Source organism: Amycolatopsis sp. cmx-4-61 (assembly GCF_046548775.1).
In the GTDB taxonomy this organism is placed as follows: Bacteria; Actinomycetota; Actinomycetes; order Mycobacteriales; family Pseudonocardiaceae; genus Amycolatopsis.
Map to the genome: position 1 here is coordinate 467,491 of NZ_JAEBEI010000001.1, position 14,852 is coordinate 482,342.

Annotated in this window: 14 protein-coding genes; 1 reads left to right on the plus strand and 13 read right to left on the minus strand. The window is 71.5% G+C overall.

Annotated elements, in window-relative coordinates:
• Window positions 1-60 precede the first annotated feature (60 nt).
• Together mca and ACLJOU_RS02340 are read right to left on the minus strand one after the other, a co-directional pair.
• Window positions 61-903 (minus strand): mycothiol conjugate amidase Mca, encoded by an 843-nt coding sequence (gene mca, locus ACLJOU_RS02335; protein WP_410562570.1) that lies wholly within the window; start codon window positions 901-903, stop codon window positions 61-63.
• On the minus strand, window positions 900-2,246 hold the full coding sequence (locus ACLJOU_RS02340) for a DHA2 family efflux MFS transporter permease subunit (protein ID WP_410562573.1): 1,347 nt from the start codon (window positions 2,244-2,246) through the stop codon (window positions 900-902). The genes mca and ACLJOU_RS02340 overlap by 4 nt, the downstream gene beginning before the upstream one ends.
• A 99-nt stretch (window positions 2,247-2,345) precedes the next feature.
• On the opposite strand from ACLJOU_RS02340, the gene ACLJOU_RS02345 reads away from it, so the two are divergent.
• A complete protein-coding gene (locus ACLJOU_RS02345; protein ID WP_410562576.1) occupies window positions 2,346-2,942 on the plus strand; it encodes a TetR/AcrR family transcriptional regulator in 597 nt (198 codons plus the stop codon).
• On the opposite strand, the gene ACLJOU_RS02350 is transcribed toward ACLJOU_RS02345, so the two are convergent.
• The 11 genes from ACLJOU_RS02350 to ACLJOU_RS02400 form a co-directional block, all read right to left on the minus strand.
• The gene (locus tag ACLJOU_RS02350) at window positions 2,939-3,976 is read right to left on the minus strand and encodes a DUF4328 domain-containing protein (protein WP_410562577.1); all 1,038 of its coding nucleotides are present in this window, start codon (window positions 3,974-3,976) and stop codon (window positions 2,939-2,941) included. The two genes, ACLJOU_RS02345 and ACLJOU_RS02350, sit on opposite strands and share 4 nt — an antisense overlap.
• A gap of 2 nt (window positions 3,977-3,978) precedes the next feature.
• Complete coding sequence (locus tag ACLJOU_RS02355) at window positions 3,979-4,338, minus strand: rhodanese-like domain-containing protein (protein WP_410562579.1); 360 nt, start codon at window positions 4,336-4,338, stop codon at window positions 3,979-3,981.
• Between the two features lie 41 nt (window positions 4,339-4,379).
• Window positions 4,380-6,170 (minus strand): cation acetate symporter, encoded by a 1,791-nt coding sequence (locus tag ACLJOU_RS02360; RefSeq protein ID WP_410562582.1) that lies wholly within the window; start codon window positions 6,168-6,170, stop codon window positions 4,380-4,382.
• Window positions 6,171-6,292: 122 nt separating this feature from the next.
• Window positions 6,293-6,820 carry a hypothetical protein gene (locus tag ACLJOU_RS02365; RefSeq protein ID WP_410562583.1) on the minus strand — a complete coding sequence of 176 codons (528 nt, stop codon included), beginning with the start codon at window positions 6,818-6,820 and terminating at the stop codon, window positions 6,293-6,295.
• A 13-nt stretch (window positions 6,821-6,833) separates the two neighbouring features.
• Entirely contained in the window at window positions 6,834-7,667 is an 834-nt protein-coding gene (locus ACLJOU_RS02370; RefSeq protein WP_410562585.1) for a LytR/AlgR family response regulator transcription factor, read from the minus strand.
• A gap of 83 nt (window positions 7,668-7,750) precedes the next feature.
• Entirely contained in the window at window positions 7,751-9,148 is a 1,398-nt protein-coding gene (locus ACLJOU_RS02375) for a glycoside hydrolase family 16 protein (RefSeq protein ID WP_410562588.1), read from the minus strand.
• A 157-nt stretch (window positions 9,149-9,305) separates the two neighbouring features.
• Window positions 9,306-10,151 (minus strand): S49 family peptidase, encoded by an 846-nt coding sequence (locus tag ACLJOU_RS02380; RefSeq protein WP_410562589.1) that lies wholly within the window; start codon window positions 10,149-10,151, stop codon window positions 9,306-9,308.
• Window positions 10,152-10,170: 19 nt separating this feature from the next.
• Window positions 10,171-11,487 (minus strand): histidine kinase, encoded by a 1,317-nt coding sequence (locus tag ACLJOU_RS02385; protein ID WP_410562591.1) that lies wholly within the window; start codon window positions 11,485-11,487, stop codon window positions 10,171-10,173.
• 99 nt (window positions 11,488-11,586) lie between these two features.
• Window positions 11,587-12,447 (minus strand): Fpg/Nei family DNA glycosylase, encoded by an 861-nt coding sequence (locus tag ACLJOU_RS02390; protein WP_410562593.1) that lies wholly within the window; start codon window positions 12,445-12,447, stop codon window positions 11,587-11,589.
• A gap of 12 nt (window positions 12,448-12,459) precedes the next feature.
• On the minus strand, window positions 12,460-12,900 hold the full coding sequence (locus ACLJOU_RS02395; RefSeq protein WP_308671751.1) for a DUF983 domain-containing protein: 441 nt from the start codon (window positions 12,898-12,900) through the stop codon (window positions 12,460-12,462).
• A 113-nt stretch (window positions 12,901-13,013) separates the two neighbouring features.
• Window positions 13,014-14,687: a zf-HC2 domain-containing protein gene (locus ACLJOU_RS02400; RefSeq protein WP_410562594.1), complete on the minus strand. Its 1,674-nt coding sequence runs from the start codon at window positions 14,685-14,687 to the stop codon at window positions 13,014-13,016.
• Between the last annotated feature and the right edge of the window lie 165 nt (window positions 14,688-14,852).

The window sequence follows — 14,852 nt, forward strand, 5'->3', positions numbered from 1 at the left end:
GGGGAGTCATCTCGCGTGATTGGAGAGACATCATGCGTGATTGGAGGGTCGACACGGGGTTCATGGGGTTACTCCGGTGAAGAGGTCGTCCTCGAGGGTGGGGGCGGGGGTGGGGTGGGCCAGGTGGTAGTCCTCGTGGGGCCAGGCCTGGCGCTCGATTTCTCGTGAGTGGGCGAAAAACGGGTGGGTCGGGTCTACTTGCGTGGCGTGGGCCAGGAGGGCTTCGTCGCGGGTTGAAAAGTGGGCCTCGCAGCGGATGCGGGTGGTGATCGGGAGCTTGTCGGGCGGGAGCTCGGTCAGGACTTCGGCCATTGCCGACTCCAGGCCGGCGGCCAGGGTGGCCTCGTGGATGGCCTCGAACCACGCGCGACTCAGGGTGGCTTGGTAGTACAGCTTCTGGGGCTGCCACGGCTGGCCCGTGCCGGGGTAGCGAGCCGGGTCGGCGGCGGCCGTGAACGCCTCGACCGTCACCTCGTGGGTGCGGATGTGGTCCGGGTGGGGGTAGCCGCCGGTTTCGTCGTACGTGATCACCACGTGGGGGCGGAACTCGCGGATCAGGGCCACCAGCGGCGCCGCCGCCTCCGTCAGGGGCAGGGCCGCGAAGCTGCCCTCGGGCAACGGCTCGCCGGGTCCAGGCAAGCCCGAGTCGACCAGCCCCAGAAAGCGGTGGCGGACGCCCAGGACGGCGGCGGCCGCCGCCATCTCGCGGCGGCGGATCGCCGGGAGGTCGGCGCGGGTCTCGGGCGTGTCCAGGGCCGGGTTCAGGATGTCGCCGCGTTCGCCGCCGGTGCAGGTGGCGACCAGGACCTCGACGCCTTCGGCCGCGTAGCGCGCCAAGGTGGCCGCGCCCTTGCTGGACTCGTCGTCCGGGTGGGCGTGGACGCTCAACAGGCGGAAAGTCACCGGGTGCTCCTCGGGGGGAAGAAAAGGGCGGGGACCAAGGTCAGCGCCGACAGCGCCAGTGCCCACGTGAACGTGGTGCCGAACGCCGCGGGCGCCGACGCGGCCGTCAGCTCACGGTGGAGGACCGCGGCCAGCAGGGCGGTGCCCAGCGAGCCGCCGATGCGGTTGACCACGTTGAACGCGCTCGCCGCCCGGGGGATGCGGGACCGCTCGAGCGAGCCGTACAGCGTCGTCATGCCCGGAGCCGTCGCCGCGCCCAAGCCGACGCCGCGGATCAGGAGGGACAGTGTCAGCAGGGCAGCGCCGGGCGCCGAGCCGAGCTGGGTGAACGCGATCGTGCCCAGCAGGGACAGCGCGATCCCGGTCAGCAGCATCCGGCGCGGCCCGAAGCGGGCCAAGAGCGGGCCGCTCGCCAGCAGGACCGCCGCCGAGCCGAGGGCCTGCGGGGCCAGCAGCAACCCGGCCCGCAACGCGCTCGCCTGCTCCACCTGCTGGTAGTACAGGGGAAGCAGCAGCATCGAGCTGTACAGCGACGCTCCCAGCAGGAACGTGCTCGCGCTCCCGACCGCGAACCCCTTGTTGCGGAACAACTTCAGGTCGAGGACCGGCGAAGCCGCTCGGGAGGCGTGGACGCCGTACGCCACCAGCAGTGCCGCCCCGGCCACCCAGGCGACGGTCACGCCCTCGGCCAAGCCGTAGACGACCGCGCCGAGCCCGGGCGAAAGCAGGGCGAGGCCCCGGACGTCCAGCGGAGCGTGCGGGCCGTCCGGTGGAGCAACCGGGAGGAGCCGGCGCGCGCAGAGGAACGTCGCCACGCCCAGCGGGACGATCCCGAAGAACATCCAACGCCACCCGAGGTCCGCCACCAGCGCACCGCCGAGCATCGGGCCCAGCACCGGCGCCACCGTCGCCGGCAGGGTGATGATCCCGATCATCCGGCCCAGGGCCGGCCCCGCCGCCTGTGCGAACACCGCCTGCCCGACCGGCTGCATCAGCCCGCCGCCCAGCCCGTGCAGCACCCGGAACGCCACCAGGGCCGGCGCGGACCAGGCGAAGCCGCACAGCAGCGTGCCCGCGGTGAAGATCGCCACCGCGGTCAGCCAGACCGCCCGGCCGCCGAACCGGTCGGTCAGCCAGCCCGACAGCGGGATCGCCACCGAGGCCGCCAGCAGGTACGCGCTCGCCACCCACTGCACCGTGGTCAGCGGACTGCGCAGGTCACGCGCGATCGAATCGATCCCGACGGTCACGATCGTCGCGTCGAGGATCGACAGCACCGCACCCATGATCAACACACCGCCGAGCCGCCACAACGCCGTATCGGGACGGATGGCCGTCGTCATGCACTCACCCCCCAAGGTGATTAGGTCGAACCTCAGATTAGGTCCGACCAAGTAAATGGGTCAAGCACAATCTTGGGTTCGACCCAGTAGAGTGAGCGCATGAGCGAGGGACTTCGTGCCCAGAAGAAGCACGAGACCAGGAGGACCATCTCCGACGTCGCCACGCGGCTGTTCATCCGGAACGGCTTCGAGGACGTGACGATCGCGGACATCGCCGCCGAGGCGCGGGTCGCCAAGATGACCGTGACGAACCACTTCCCGCGCAAGGAAGACCTGGTCTTCGACATCCGCGCCGACTTCGCTTCCTGGCCCGCCGCCCTGATCCGCGACAGCGCCTTCCACGACACGCGCGAGCTCTACTTCGAAGCGCTGGGCGCCGAACACGCGCTGGCCGGCTTCTCCGGCCCCGGTTTCGTGCGGATGATCAAGGAGAGCCCGGTCCTGACCAACGCGCTGCACGAGATGCACCGCGAGCGCGAGGCGGCGCTCACCGACCTCCTCGTCCGGCGCCACCCCGCGGACGAGCTCGGTCCGACGCTCGCCGCCGCGCACCTCACCACGGTCCTGCGCGTGCTCTTCCAGGAGGTCTTCGACCGGACGCTCGAGGTCGAGGACAAGAAGACGGTCGTCGACGCGGTCTGGCCCCTCGCCGAACAGGCCTTCGACCAGCTCGAACCGGCTTTCGGCCGCTACTAACGCGCGGCGCCGGCCGGCCGCGAAGTCCGCAGTTCCGGCTCGGGCGCACCCTGGACCTTCAGCACGCGCATCTCGCGCACGGCCCGGGCGTCCGACGGCGCCAGCAAGGCGGAGAACCGCCGCACCACCAGGGCCGTCACCACCGCCAGCGCGGCGGCGGAAAGGTCGGTCAGCGCGACCAGGACGACGCTGTCGGCCATCGACTGCACGTCGTCGCGGAAGCGCCAGGCGATCGAAACGCCCAGCAGCACCCAGTTCAGCAGCCAGGCGCCCCACCACACGAGGACCTGCCGCGACGGCTTCGGCCGGACGTCACGCGGGCGGCCCAGCACCGCGTGCTCCAGCTCGCCGACGACCGACAGCGCCAGCGGCAGGTTCGCCACCGGCACGAGGACGCCGACCAGCACCTGCCACACCGGCCGCGGCGGGTCGTCGCCCGACACGTCCGCCGCCGCTTGGCGCGCGACCAGCAGCCACCAGAGCGACAGCGCGGCGGGCAGCAGCGCGAGGATCGAGGCGAGCAGGCCCGCGGCGAGCACGAAGCCGTCGGAAAACGCCACGACCGAGCGGGACAGCGCGGAGTCGCGGCCCTGGACGAGCAGCACGTACCGCCAGATCTCCGCGCTCGCCGCGGCCAGGGCGAGCACCGCGAAGGCGAAGAGGACGACGACCACGCTCCGGCTCAGCACCGGTACCCGGTCGATCGGGCGGATCTCGTCGGACGCCGTGCCGGGCACCGACGTCGGGCGCCGCCAGACCAGGTTCGGGAACCCCCACCGCGGCGGCACGGGGTACGAGGGCGGGCCGAGGTACGGCTCCGGCGCCACGACACGGCGGCGCGGCCACGCGCCGGGCGGCGGGGTCGCCACCCAGCGCAGCCTCGGCCGGTGCACCGGGCGGCGGTGGTACGGGTACGGCTCCGGCTGGCCGGCCAGCGTCCGGCCCTGCAGCTGCTGCGCTGTCGGAGGCGGGGCCTGGCGCGGCCAGTACCCGGGCGGGTACGGCTGCCCGGCAGGAGGCTGACCCGGGTGCAACGCTAGATCACTTCGGGTTCGATGCCGGGGTGCTCGCCGACCATCGGGCGGCCTTCCCGCTGCCACGCGCCCATGCCGCCGGCCACGTTCACCGCGTCCCAGCCGCTCTGGTTCAGCCACGCCGCCGCCCGCGCGGACCGGCCGCCGCTGCGGCAGATCACGTGGATCGGCTGGTCGTCGGGCAGATCGGCCAGTTCACCCACGCGGGCGGGCAGCTCCCCCATCGGGATGTGCACCGCGCCGGGCGCGTGCCCGGCGGCCCACTCGTCGTCTTCGCGGACATCGAGCAGCACAAGGCCGTCCGTGGGCAGGTCGCGGACCTCGGCGGTCGGCAGTTCAGCAGGGCTCACCACGATCCCCATGCTGCCATGGGAAGGCGTTGCCCGCGCGTGAGGTCAGCGCATCACTTGCGGTGCCGTCCGCGCCCGGCGACGCGGGTCTTCTCTTCGGCTTGGCCGAACCGCGCGACGGCCCTGTCCCGCATGAAGCCGAGCGGATCCGGCGCGTGCAGCCGCAGCATGATGTCGTGGACGTGCTCCGGGCGCCCGTACCCGGTCACGCGGCTGACCAGGTACGTCGTCACGAAGGCCGCCGGGACCGTGATCAGCGCCGGCTGGTTGACGAACCAGGGTGCCCAGCCGCCGGTGTAGCCGCTCACGACGTTGACCGCCAGCGCGGCCAGCACCAGCCCACCGCCGACGAACATCCCGGCCAGCGCGCCCGGCCAGGACAGCTTGCGCCACCAGATGCCCAGCACCAGCAGCGGGCTGAACGTCGACGCCGCGAGCGCGAACGTCAGCCCGATCGACAGCGAGATGTCCTCCGGCCGCAGCGCGACCGCCAGCGCGATCGGGAACAGCGCGACCAGCGCGGCCGCGATCCGGAAGTCCCGCACCCGGCCGGGCAGCAGGTCGGTCGACACCACCCCGGCGACGCTCACCAGCAGCCCGGACGTGCTGGACAGGAACGCGGAGAACGCACCGGCCGCGGTGACCGCGCCGAGGATCTGGCCGCCGACGCCCGGCAGGATCGCCGAGGGCAGCTGCAGGATCGCCGCGTCCGCCTTGCCGGTCACCAGCAGCTCGGGGACGTACATCCGCGAGAGCGCGCCCAGCAGGGTCGGGAACAGGTAGAACAGCCCCAGCAGCAGCAGGACGTGCACGGTCGTGCGGCGGGCGGCCTTGCCGTCCGGGTTGGTGTAGAAGCGGACCAGCACGTGCGGCAGGCCCATGGTGCCGAGGAACGTCGCGAACATCAGCGAGTACGTCTGGAGCAGGTCGGTGAGGCTGCCCGACCCCGGGTGCAGCCAGTCCGCGTTGCCGGCGACCGAATCGCTGACCACCGGGACCGGCGTGCCGGCCATGAACTTCAGCTTCGTGCCTTCGGAGACCGTGTGCGGCGCCAGCGGGGTCCAGTGGGTCGGGCCGGCCGCCGGGCCGTTGTCGGTGCGGCCGTAGGCGTAGAAGTAGGTGTCCGAGGTGACGTGCAGCGTCACGTCGGTCTGCACGTCGACCGTGGTGTCGTGGACGAACACCGGCGGGGCGGGCGAGCCCAGCGGCCGGAACCCGTCGGGACCGCCGCCGGTGAAGAAGACCATGCAGAGCACGAACGCGGGCACCGAGATCGCGAACAGCTTGACCCAGTACTGGAAGGCCTGGACCACGGTGATCGCGCGCATCCCGCCGGAGATCACGTTGACGGTGACCACGATCATCACCGCGATCGCCCCCACCCAGGCCGGCACGGGCAGGACCGTCGCCAGGGTCAGGCCGGCGCCCTGCAGCTGCGGGGCCATGTACAGGATCCCGATGAAGACGACGAACGCCGTGGAGAACCGGCGCAGCCCCTGGGAGCCGAGCCGCATTTCGACGAAGTCGGGCAGCGTGTAGGCCCCGGACCGGCGCAGCGGCGCCGCCACGAACAGCATCAGCGCGAGGTACCCCGCGGTGAACCCGATCGGGAACCACAACGCGTCGGCGCCGTCCTTGAGCACGATCCCGGCGATGCCGAGGAACGACGCCGCGGACAGGTACTCGCCGGAGATCGCGGCGGCGTTGCGGCGGGACCGCACCGTGCGCCGCGCGACCAGGAAATCGTGCGTGCTCGTCGCCGACCGCGAGGAGCGGAGACCGAGGTAGGGCGTCACCACGGCGACCAGCACGATGCCGGTCAAGGCCCACGGGTTCAACTGCACGGGAGGAATCCTCGCACGAGAGGGGCTTATTCTGGTCAGGCCGCTGCCGCCCGCACACAGACCGGTGATCAAGGTGGACGCCGTGCAGCGGCCGACGGCTGAATAAGCCTCAGTGTGCGAAACTAGTTTTCGATCATGTCCACGAACGCGCGTTCGTTGCGTTCGGCCAGCCGGTTGTACCAGATCCCGACGCCGAAGAGGAACGGGAACGGCAGCACGCCGAGGATGAGCCAGGCCACCGGGATGCCCAGCAGGCTGGCCCGCGAGAACCCGGGCACGAGGTAGAAGAGCGCGGGCAGCGCGCCGAAGACGCCGACGACGAGCAGCGAGAGCAGCAACGCCGTCCGCAGCTGCACCTTCACCAGGTGGTCGCGGACGAGCAGTTTCCCCCAGCTGGTCTGCTCCTCCAGCTCGACGCGGGCGCGCAGGGTGCCGGCGCCGCGGCGCGGGTCGGCGAGGATCACCCGTTCCCGCTTGGGTTTCGCGTGGTGTTCCGGCTTCGGCGGCTCGTTCTCCGGCGCCGGCGGCAGGGGTTCGACGACGGCCCGGTCGGCCGGCTGCGGCAGGGGCCGCTGCCGGCCGCGCCTGCCGAGGGTCGGATCCGGTTCGCGGACGCCGTTCGCGCGGCGCTCGTAGAAGTCGTCGGTCATGGCCGGGCCCGGCTCAGCCGTTCCGGCCCGAACCGACCAGCCGGTCCTTCAGCGCGCGGGTGTGCCGCCGGCTCACCGGCAGGACCTTCTCCTCGTTGCCGATGACGACCTGGTAGCCGCCCTGCCCCATGCGCAGCTCGGTGATCAGCGGCAGGGCGACCAGGAACGACCGGTGGATCCGGACGAACCCGGCCTTCTCCCACCGCTCTTCCAGCTGGGCGAGCGGGATGCGGACCAGGTGGCTGCCTTCGGTGGTGAACAGCCGCGCGTAGTCGCCCTGCGCCTCGACCCAGCGGACCGAGGAGCGCGGGATGAGCTTGGTGGTGCCGGCCAGCTCGACGGGGATGACCTCGTCGTCGTTCTTGACCGGCTCACCACCCAGTGCGCCGGGTGGGGGCGCCGCGGCGGCGGCCAGCTTCTCCATCACGCGCGTGATGGCGCGGTCGAGGCGGTCCTGCTGGTAGGGCTTCAGCACGTAGTCGAGGGCGCCGAGGTCGAAGGCGTTGACGGCTTCTTCGGCGTGCCCGGTGACGAACACCAGCGCGGGCGAAGGCCGCAGCGCGGCGAACACGCGCGACATCTCCATCCCGGACAGGCCCGGCATGTCGATGTCCGCGAAGACGGCGTCGACGATCGGCAGGCCGCGGTCCTTGCGCTCGCGCAGCCGCGGGTCGTCGGTGGACAGCAACCGCAGCGCCTCGGAGGCGTCGATCGCCGGGAACACCTTCGCCACGTGCGGGCTGTTGCGCAGGCAGTGGACGAGTTCGTCAAGACCGTTCGGCTCGTCGTCCACGGCCAGGACCACGAGTTTCCGGGTGTCATCGTGAGCACTCACAGTGAAACGCATCCTGCCCATTGCCGAGTGCAATGTCCAGCCCCCGTCCGCATCGAGTGCGGGACCCCGCGGCCGGAACCGCGGGGTCCCCCGTCTCAGTGCACGAAAGTGAACCAGTTGAGGTTCACGAAATCCGCGGGCTGGCCGCTCGTGAACGTGAGGTACACGTTGTGCACGCCGGTGACCGCGCCGATGTTCGCCGGGACGGTCCGCCAGCTCTGCCAGCCGCCCGTGTTGCCGACGGCGAAGCTGCCGATCGGCGCGTTGGACCGGCTGTCGAGCCGCACCTCGATGAGCCCGCTGACGCCGGCCGCCGCCCCGGACGCGACGCGGGCCTGGAAGTTCGTGGCCGCCGAGCTGCCGAAGTCGACTCCTCCGTAGAGCGCCCAGTCGCCGTTGGCCAGCGCCCCGATGTCCTGACCGCCACCGGTGTCGGACGTGGCCTCGGTGAACACACCCGACTGCTGGCTGAACGACTCGGCCTGGATGGTGCTGTACGCGCTGGTCCCGCCGCCGGGAGTTGTCGTGGTGGGCGGGGTCGTGGTGGGCGGGGTCGTGCCGCCTCCACCGCCGCGGGTGGTGACCGTGACGTAGTCGACGACCATCGGACGTCCCGGCACGATCCCCGGCCCCGGCGTGGTCGTGCCTGAGTTGTTGTTCGGGAACGCGCCGCCGATGGCGAGGTTCAGCAGCACGAAGTAGCCCTGGTGGGTGGTCATGTTCGCCCACGTCGTCGCGTCGAGCTGGTTCTGGCTCACCGAGTGGAACTGCTGCCCGTCGACGAACCAGCGGAGGACCTGCGGGCTGGTGCTCGCGTCCCATTCGAAGCGGTAGGTGTGGAAGGCCGACTGGCAGGTGCTGCCCGGGCACGCCCGGTTGTTCGGCAGGCCGGTGGTCTCGTTGCACGGGCCGCCCGGGTTGACGCCGCAGTGCAGGACGCCCCAGACGGAGTTCATCCCGTTGACGTTCTCCATGATGTCGAACTCGCCGATGGCGGGCCAGTTCCAGTAGTTGCCGCGGTAGGGGCCGCCCAGCGCCCAGAACGCGGGCCAGTAGCCGAGCGCGGCGGCGCCGGTGACGTTCGGCATCTGGATCCGGCTCTCGATCCGCATGACCCCGCCGGCCGGCGGCTTGAAGTCGGCGCGCTGGGTTTCGACCCGCGCCGACGTCCAGTTGCCGGCACTGTCGCGCAACGGCGTGATGCGGAGGTTGCCGCTGCCGTCCTGGGCGAGGTTGCTGGTGCTCGACGTGTAGTTCTGGATCTCGCCGGTGCCCCAGTTGGCCGGGCCGCCCGGGTAGCTGTGGCCGGTGTCGATGATCCAGTTCGCGCTCGACGGCAGGGAGCCGGCGCTGCCGGTGAAGTCGTCGGCGAACACCGTCGTCCAGCCGGCGTCGGGCGGCGGGATGGACGCCGCGGCGGGCAGGGTCAGCGGGACGGCGATGAGCGCGGCGCCGAGCACCGCGCCGAGGGCGAGTCTGCGGGAGTGGGGCATCGGGGACGACCTCCTTGTCGACCGGATTTGTTGCCGTTCACAACAAAGCCCGTCGACAAGGAGACCTGACGCTCTGCCGCGTTTCCAGGGGCGTTACCCGAGAAGAGTGATAGAGGTCACAAAGTCTGCCCGGAAGTACTCGAACCGGACATCGGCGTCAGAGCCCGAAGCGGGACCAGGCCGCCTTCTGCGTCACCGCGTCCAGCACCGCCGACGCCGCCGCCGGCGCGCCGATGCCGAGGCGGGCGAGCAGGGGCTTCTTCGGCTCGGCCACCGAGATGTCCGCGTCCGGGTAGCGCTCGGTGATGACCTGGCGGAGGCTGCCCAGGCCGTCGGCCAGGCCGAGCTCGACCGCCTTCGCGCCGAGCCAGACGTCGCCGGTGAACAGGTCCTCCGAGTCCGTCAGCCGGTCGCCGCGGCGCTCCTTCACCCAGTTCACGAACAGCTCGTGGAGCTGGGCGTGCATCTTCTTCAGCCACTCGACGTCTTCGGGCTTCTCCGGCGAGAACGGGTCCAGCCGCGACTTGTTCGCGCCCGCCGTGTGCAGCCGCCGCTCGATGCCGAAGCGCTCCAGGAGGCCGGTGAACCCGAAGCCGCCGCTGATGACGCCGATCGAGCCGACCATCGACGTCCGGTGCGCGTAGATTTCGTCGGCCGCGCAGGCCAGCCAGTAGCCGCCCGAGGCGGCGACGTCCTCGCAGAACGCCAGCACCGGCACGCCCTTCTCGTCGGCCAGCTGCCGGATCCGCTCGGCGACCAGGCCCGACTGCGTCGGCGCGCCACCCGGGGAGTTGATCAGCAGCGCGACCGCCTTCAGCCGCTCGTGCCCGAACGCCCTGGTCAGCGCCGATTCGACGGCGGCCAGGTTGATCGCGCCCCTGGCCAGCGGCGACGGCGACGGCGTGATCACGCCGTGCAGCTTCACCACGGCCACGACGTCCTTGCGCTCGACCCGGTCGGCGAGCACCGGGATCCGCGAAGCCAGTTTGTCCGTAACGCTCATAAAACCAGGCTAGCCGGATTCAGCCCGTGGGGAGGATGCCGGAGCGCGTGCCGTTGACGCCGTTGACCTCGGCGCCGTTCAGCTGGGCGGGACCGCCCTGCGCCGGGACGTCGGCCTCGGCGTCGGAGCTGTAGTCCGGCATGTTCGGCCGGACACCCGGGACGAACTTCGGCACCCGCAGCGTCACCTTCATGCCCGCGCCGGGCGCCGTCTCGACCATCACCGCGTAGTCGCTGCCGAAGACCTGCTGCATGCGCTGGTTGATGTTGCCCAGCCCGACGTGCGCGCCGGTGCGGTGGGCGCTCTTGAGGTCGTTGAGCCGCCGCGGGTCCATCCCGATGCCGTCGTCCTCGACGCTGATCAGCGCCTCGGTGCCGTAGTCCTGCGCGATCACCGTGACGCAGCCGCCGCTGGGCTTGCTGGCCAGTCCGTGCTTGACGGCGTTCTCCACCAGCGGCTGGATGATCAGGAACGGCACGACGACACTGAGCACCTCGGGCGCGATCTTCATCCGCACCTCGAGCCGGCCACCGAAGCGGGCGTTCTCGATGGTCAGGTAGCGGTCGATGTTGCGCAGCTCCTCGGCGAGCGAAGTGAACATGCCCGACGTCCGGAACGAGTAACGCGTGAAGTCGGCGAAGTCCTGAAGCAGCTCTCGCGCCTCTTCGGGGTCCGTGCGGATCAGCGCCGAAATCGTGTTGAGCGCGTTGTAGACGAAGTGCGGCGAGATCTGCGCGCGCAACGCCTTGATCTCGGCCTGCTGGAGCTGGTGCTTGGACTCGTCGAGCCGGGCGAGCTCGAACTGGGTGCAGACGAACTGGGCGACGGCGTCGGCCATCTGCACCAGCCGGCCGCGGGTGCGGCCGACGACGATCAGCGCCGCCTCCGTCTCGCCCTCCACCAGCAGCGGCACGATGACCGCGGTCTTCATCCGGCAGGTGCCCCGGTGGTTGCACGGCATCCGGTCGTGCGCCACGACCTCGCGGCGGTGCTTGCGGATCGCCGCGCCGATCGCCTCGACCAGGTCGACGTAGTGCTCGTTCGCCTCGCCGTCCCAGGACAGCAGCGTGCCTTCGCTGTCGGTGATGCCGACGGCGACGCAGTCGAGCATCTGCAGCAGCTGCGTGGTGATCTTGTCGGCGGCGTCCTCGTCCAGGCCCGAGCGGAGGTTCGGGGCGGCCTTCGACATCCGGTGGACCGCCTGGAGCATGGCGTCCTCGACCACGCTGGCCGGTTTGCGCAGCTTCACGACCAGCACGACCACCAGGACGAGGAGCAGCACCACCAGAACCCACGGAAGGATCTGCGCAAGCGGGAACCCGGACACGGCGTCCATGCTCTGCGCTCGACCGACCGGGTGCAAGGCCTGATCCCACTTTCTGTCCGACTGCGCTGACCGAGAGTCGGGAAGACCCTACCGAGCGTCCGGAAGGGGCTACTTCAGCAGCCGCGACATGCGGCGATCGGCGAGGGGCTTGCCGCCGGTCTGGCACGTCGGGCAGTACTGGAACGACTTGTCGGCGAAGGATATTTCGCGGATCGTGTCGCCGCAGACGGGACACGGCAGCCCGGTGCGCGCGTGGACCCGCAGACCCGACCGCTTCTCGCCCTTGAGCCGGGCCGCCTTCTGCCCCACCGACCGCTCGACGGCGTCCGACTCGATCTCGTGGATCGCCTCGGCGAGGGTCTCCAGCGCGCCCTCGTCGAGCTTGCCGATCGTGGCGTACGGCGAGAGCTTCGCGCGGTGCATGATCTCGTCGGAGTAGGCGTTGCCGATCCCGGCGAGCAGCGACTGGTCGGTCAGCGCCCACTTCAGCCGGGTGTTCTTGCCGGCGAACAGCGCCCCAAGCTGGGCGGCGTCCACGGCGAGCGCGTCCGGCCCCAGCCGCGCCACGCTCGCGATCTCCTGCGGGTCCTTGACGATCCACACCGCCAGGCCCTTCTTCGTGCCCGCTTCGGTGAGGTCGAAGCCCGGCCCGGTGGCGGACTCGAGGTGCACCCGCAGCGAGATCGGGCCCTTTCCCGGCTTCAGCGGCGCCGCCGCGAGGCCGTCGGACCAGCGCAGCCAGCCCGCGCGGGCCAGGTGGACGACCAGGTGCAGGTCACCGGCGACGACGTCGAGGTGCTTGCCGTGCCGGGTCGCGCCGGTGATCTCGCGGCCGTGCAGCTCGTTCCACGGCGGTGTCGCCGTCTTCAGGACGCTCAGCGATGCGACATCGATACGGAAGATCGTCCGGCCCACGGCGTTCTCACGCAGGTGGTGAGCCAGTGCTTCGACCTCGGGTAGCTCGGGCATGACACCAGTGTCCTACTCGACCGGGTGAAGCGGCCCGTCGAAGTCCGGCAGCGAGTGCCGCTGGATGGTCTTGGAGATCTTCTTGACCTCGCCCTGCACGGTGAACATGCCGCGGATGGTGCCGACCCAGCGCTCGGACGGCCGGTCGCCGGTCACGTCGCCCTCGGTCTCCGCGACCACGGTCCACGGACGGCGCAGGATCCACCGCAGCGGGAAGAACAGCACCACGAGCAGCAGCGCCAGCAGCACCCAGGCGGGGACGTTGACCTGGTCGGGCGTCCACACGATGAGGATCACGGCCAGCAGCGTCGTGACCACGATCATCGCGATCCCGGGCCCGTAGCTGCCCGCGACGTCGTGCTCGAAGTCGTCGGCCGTCGCCGGAGCGCGCCATTCCATCTGGGCACGGACCACCCAGTCGCGGCCGTCTTCGCCGCGCACCAGCCGGTTCATTCAGCAGCCTCCCAGGGCGCCCGCAGGGTGAGCAGCTCAACGGTACCGTGCCCGGCCGCACCTGCGCGAGGGCGGAACCGGACATCTCGCCCGCCGGACTCGATCACCGCTGATCAAGAACCCGGAGGTGCGGCCGGGGCCGGATCCGCCGGTTCGCCCGACCCGGTGACGGCCGGGGCGCTGTCCGCGCCCGGCTTCCCCGAAGTCGGCGTCACGGTCTGCGCCGGCGCCGGCGTTTCCGTCGTCTTCGCGGTTTCGGGCGTGTCCGTCTTCGGCGTCTCGGTGGTCTTCGGCGTCTCGGTGGTCTTCGGCGTCTCGGTGGTCTTTGGCGTCTCGGTGGTCTTCGGCGGGTCCGTGACGCCGGTTTCGTCGTCCTTCGGCGCCGGCTTCCCCGGCTGATCCGACGACGGGACCGGCTTGCCGGGCCGGCCGGTCGGCGACAGCTCGGGCGCGTCGGCCTGCTCCGGCGCGGGCGCGTCGGCGGACTCGGTCGTGATCGTCATGTCGGGCCGCGACGTGTCCAGCCGCGGCGACGTCGCCGGGTGATCCGGCGCCATCAGGGTGGAGGAGGTGAGGTCATCCCGCGGGACCGGCTGGTCCTCGCCGCCGCCCACGGCCGCCACCGGGACGTCCGCGGCGACGGGCAGCGCCGGCACCTCGTTCGCGGCCACCGGCCCGGCACCACCCCGCGACCGGGCCGCCACCGCGACCCCGGTGCCGCGGCCGTTCAGCACGCCGACCCCGACCCGCGGCTCCGGCGGCGCCTGCGGCGGCGGCTGGTGGTGCGGCTCCGACGGCGGCACCACGACGAGCTCGGGCGCCCCGCCCGACAACCCGACGTCCCGCACCGGCCCGGAAGCGAACAACACCGGCCCGGCCGCGACCCCGACGGCACCCACGGCGGCGGTCGACGCCAGCGCGAGCCCGATCTTGACCTTCGACCCGACCAGCACGCCCTTGACCGTGGCACCGAGCCCGGCCAGCGCCCCGCCGCCGCCCAGCGACGCGGCGGCCGGCACCAGCAGCACCAGCACCCCGGCGTGCGCGCGCAGCGACGAACAGACGTCCCGCAGCTCGTCCTGCGTCGCCCGGCACGACGAGCAGCCGTGCAGGTGCGCCTTGATCCGCTCGGCCTCGGCGCCGGTGACGCTGCCCGCGGTGAACCCGCCCAGCTTCTCCACCACCGCCCGGCACGAATCCGGCCCGCGGTTCACCGACAGGTGGGCCTGCAGGTACGCCGCCCGCAGCCCCTGCCGGGCCCGGCGGGCCAGCGCCGCCGTCGCGTTCGCGCTCAACCCGAAGTGGGGAGCGACCATCGCGGGCTGCTCGCCCTCGACCTCGGTCTGCCACAACACCGTCCGCCACCGCTCCGGCAGGCTGGTGAACGCGGTCGTGATCAACGTGTGCTCGGCCGTGCGGGCGTGCGTGTCCGCCCCCGCCCCGGCGCGGAAGGTCAGCTCGTCGTCCGACACCGGGACGTCCCGGCGGGCACCGTGCCACTCCCACGACACGCGCCGGGCGACGGTCAGCAGGTAGGCGCGGATGTAGTCACGGGGACCGGCACCCCGGCGGAGAGCCTGCAGCACGCGGAAAAACGTCTCCGCGGTGATGTCGTCGGCCTCGGACCGGTCGGCGGCCAGGCTCTGCGCCAGCCGCCGGACCGCAGCGGCGTGCAGCTCGAACAGCTCGCCGAACGCGGCGTCCTCGCCGTTGCGCAGCCGTTGCAGCAGTGCCTGTTCGTCGGATTCCGAGGCCGCTGGTGGCGGCACCGTGCCCAGCTCGGTCATCCGGCCCGGCACCTCCTCCCCGAAGGTCTCCCCATTCGGTCGAATGGAGACACCATACGGAGGGAATCAGCCGTCGTCACCCCTTGTACGCCAGCTGTGACACCGAAGTACCGGTCCGGGGACAGGGGGACCCGGTCACCGGGCCCGCACGGGGAGGGTATAGAG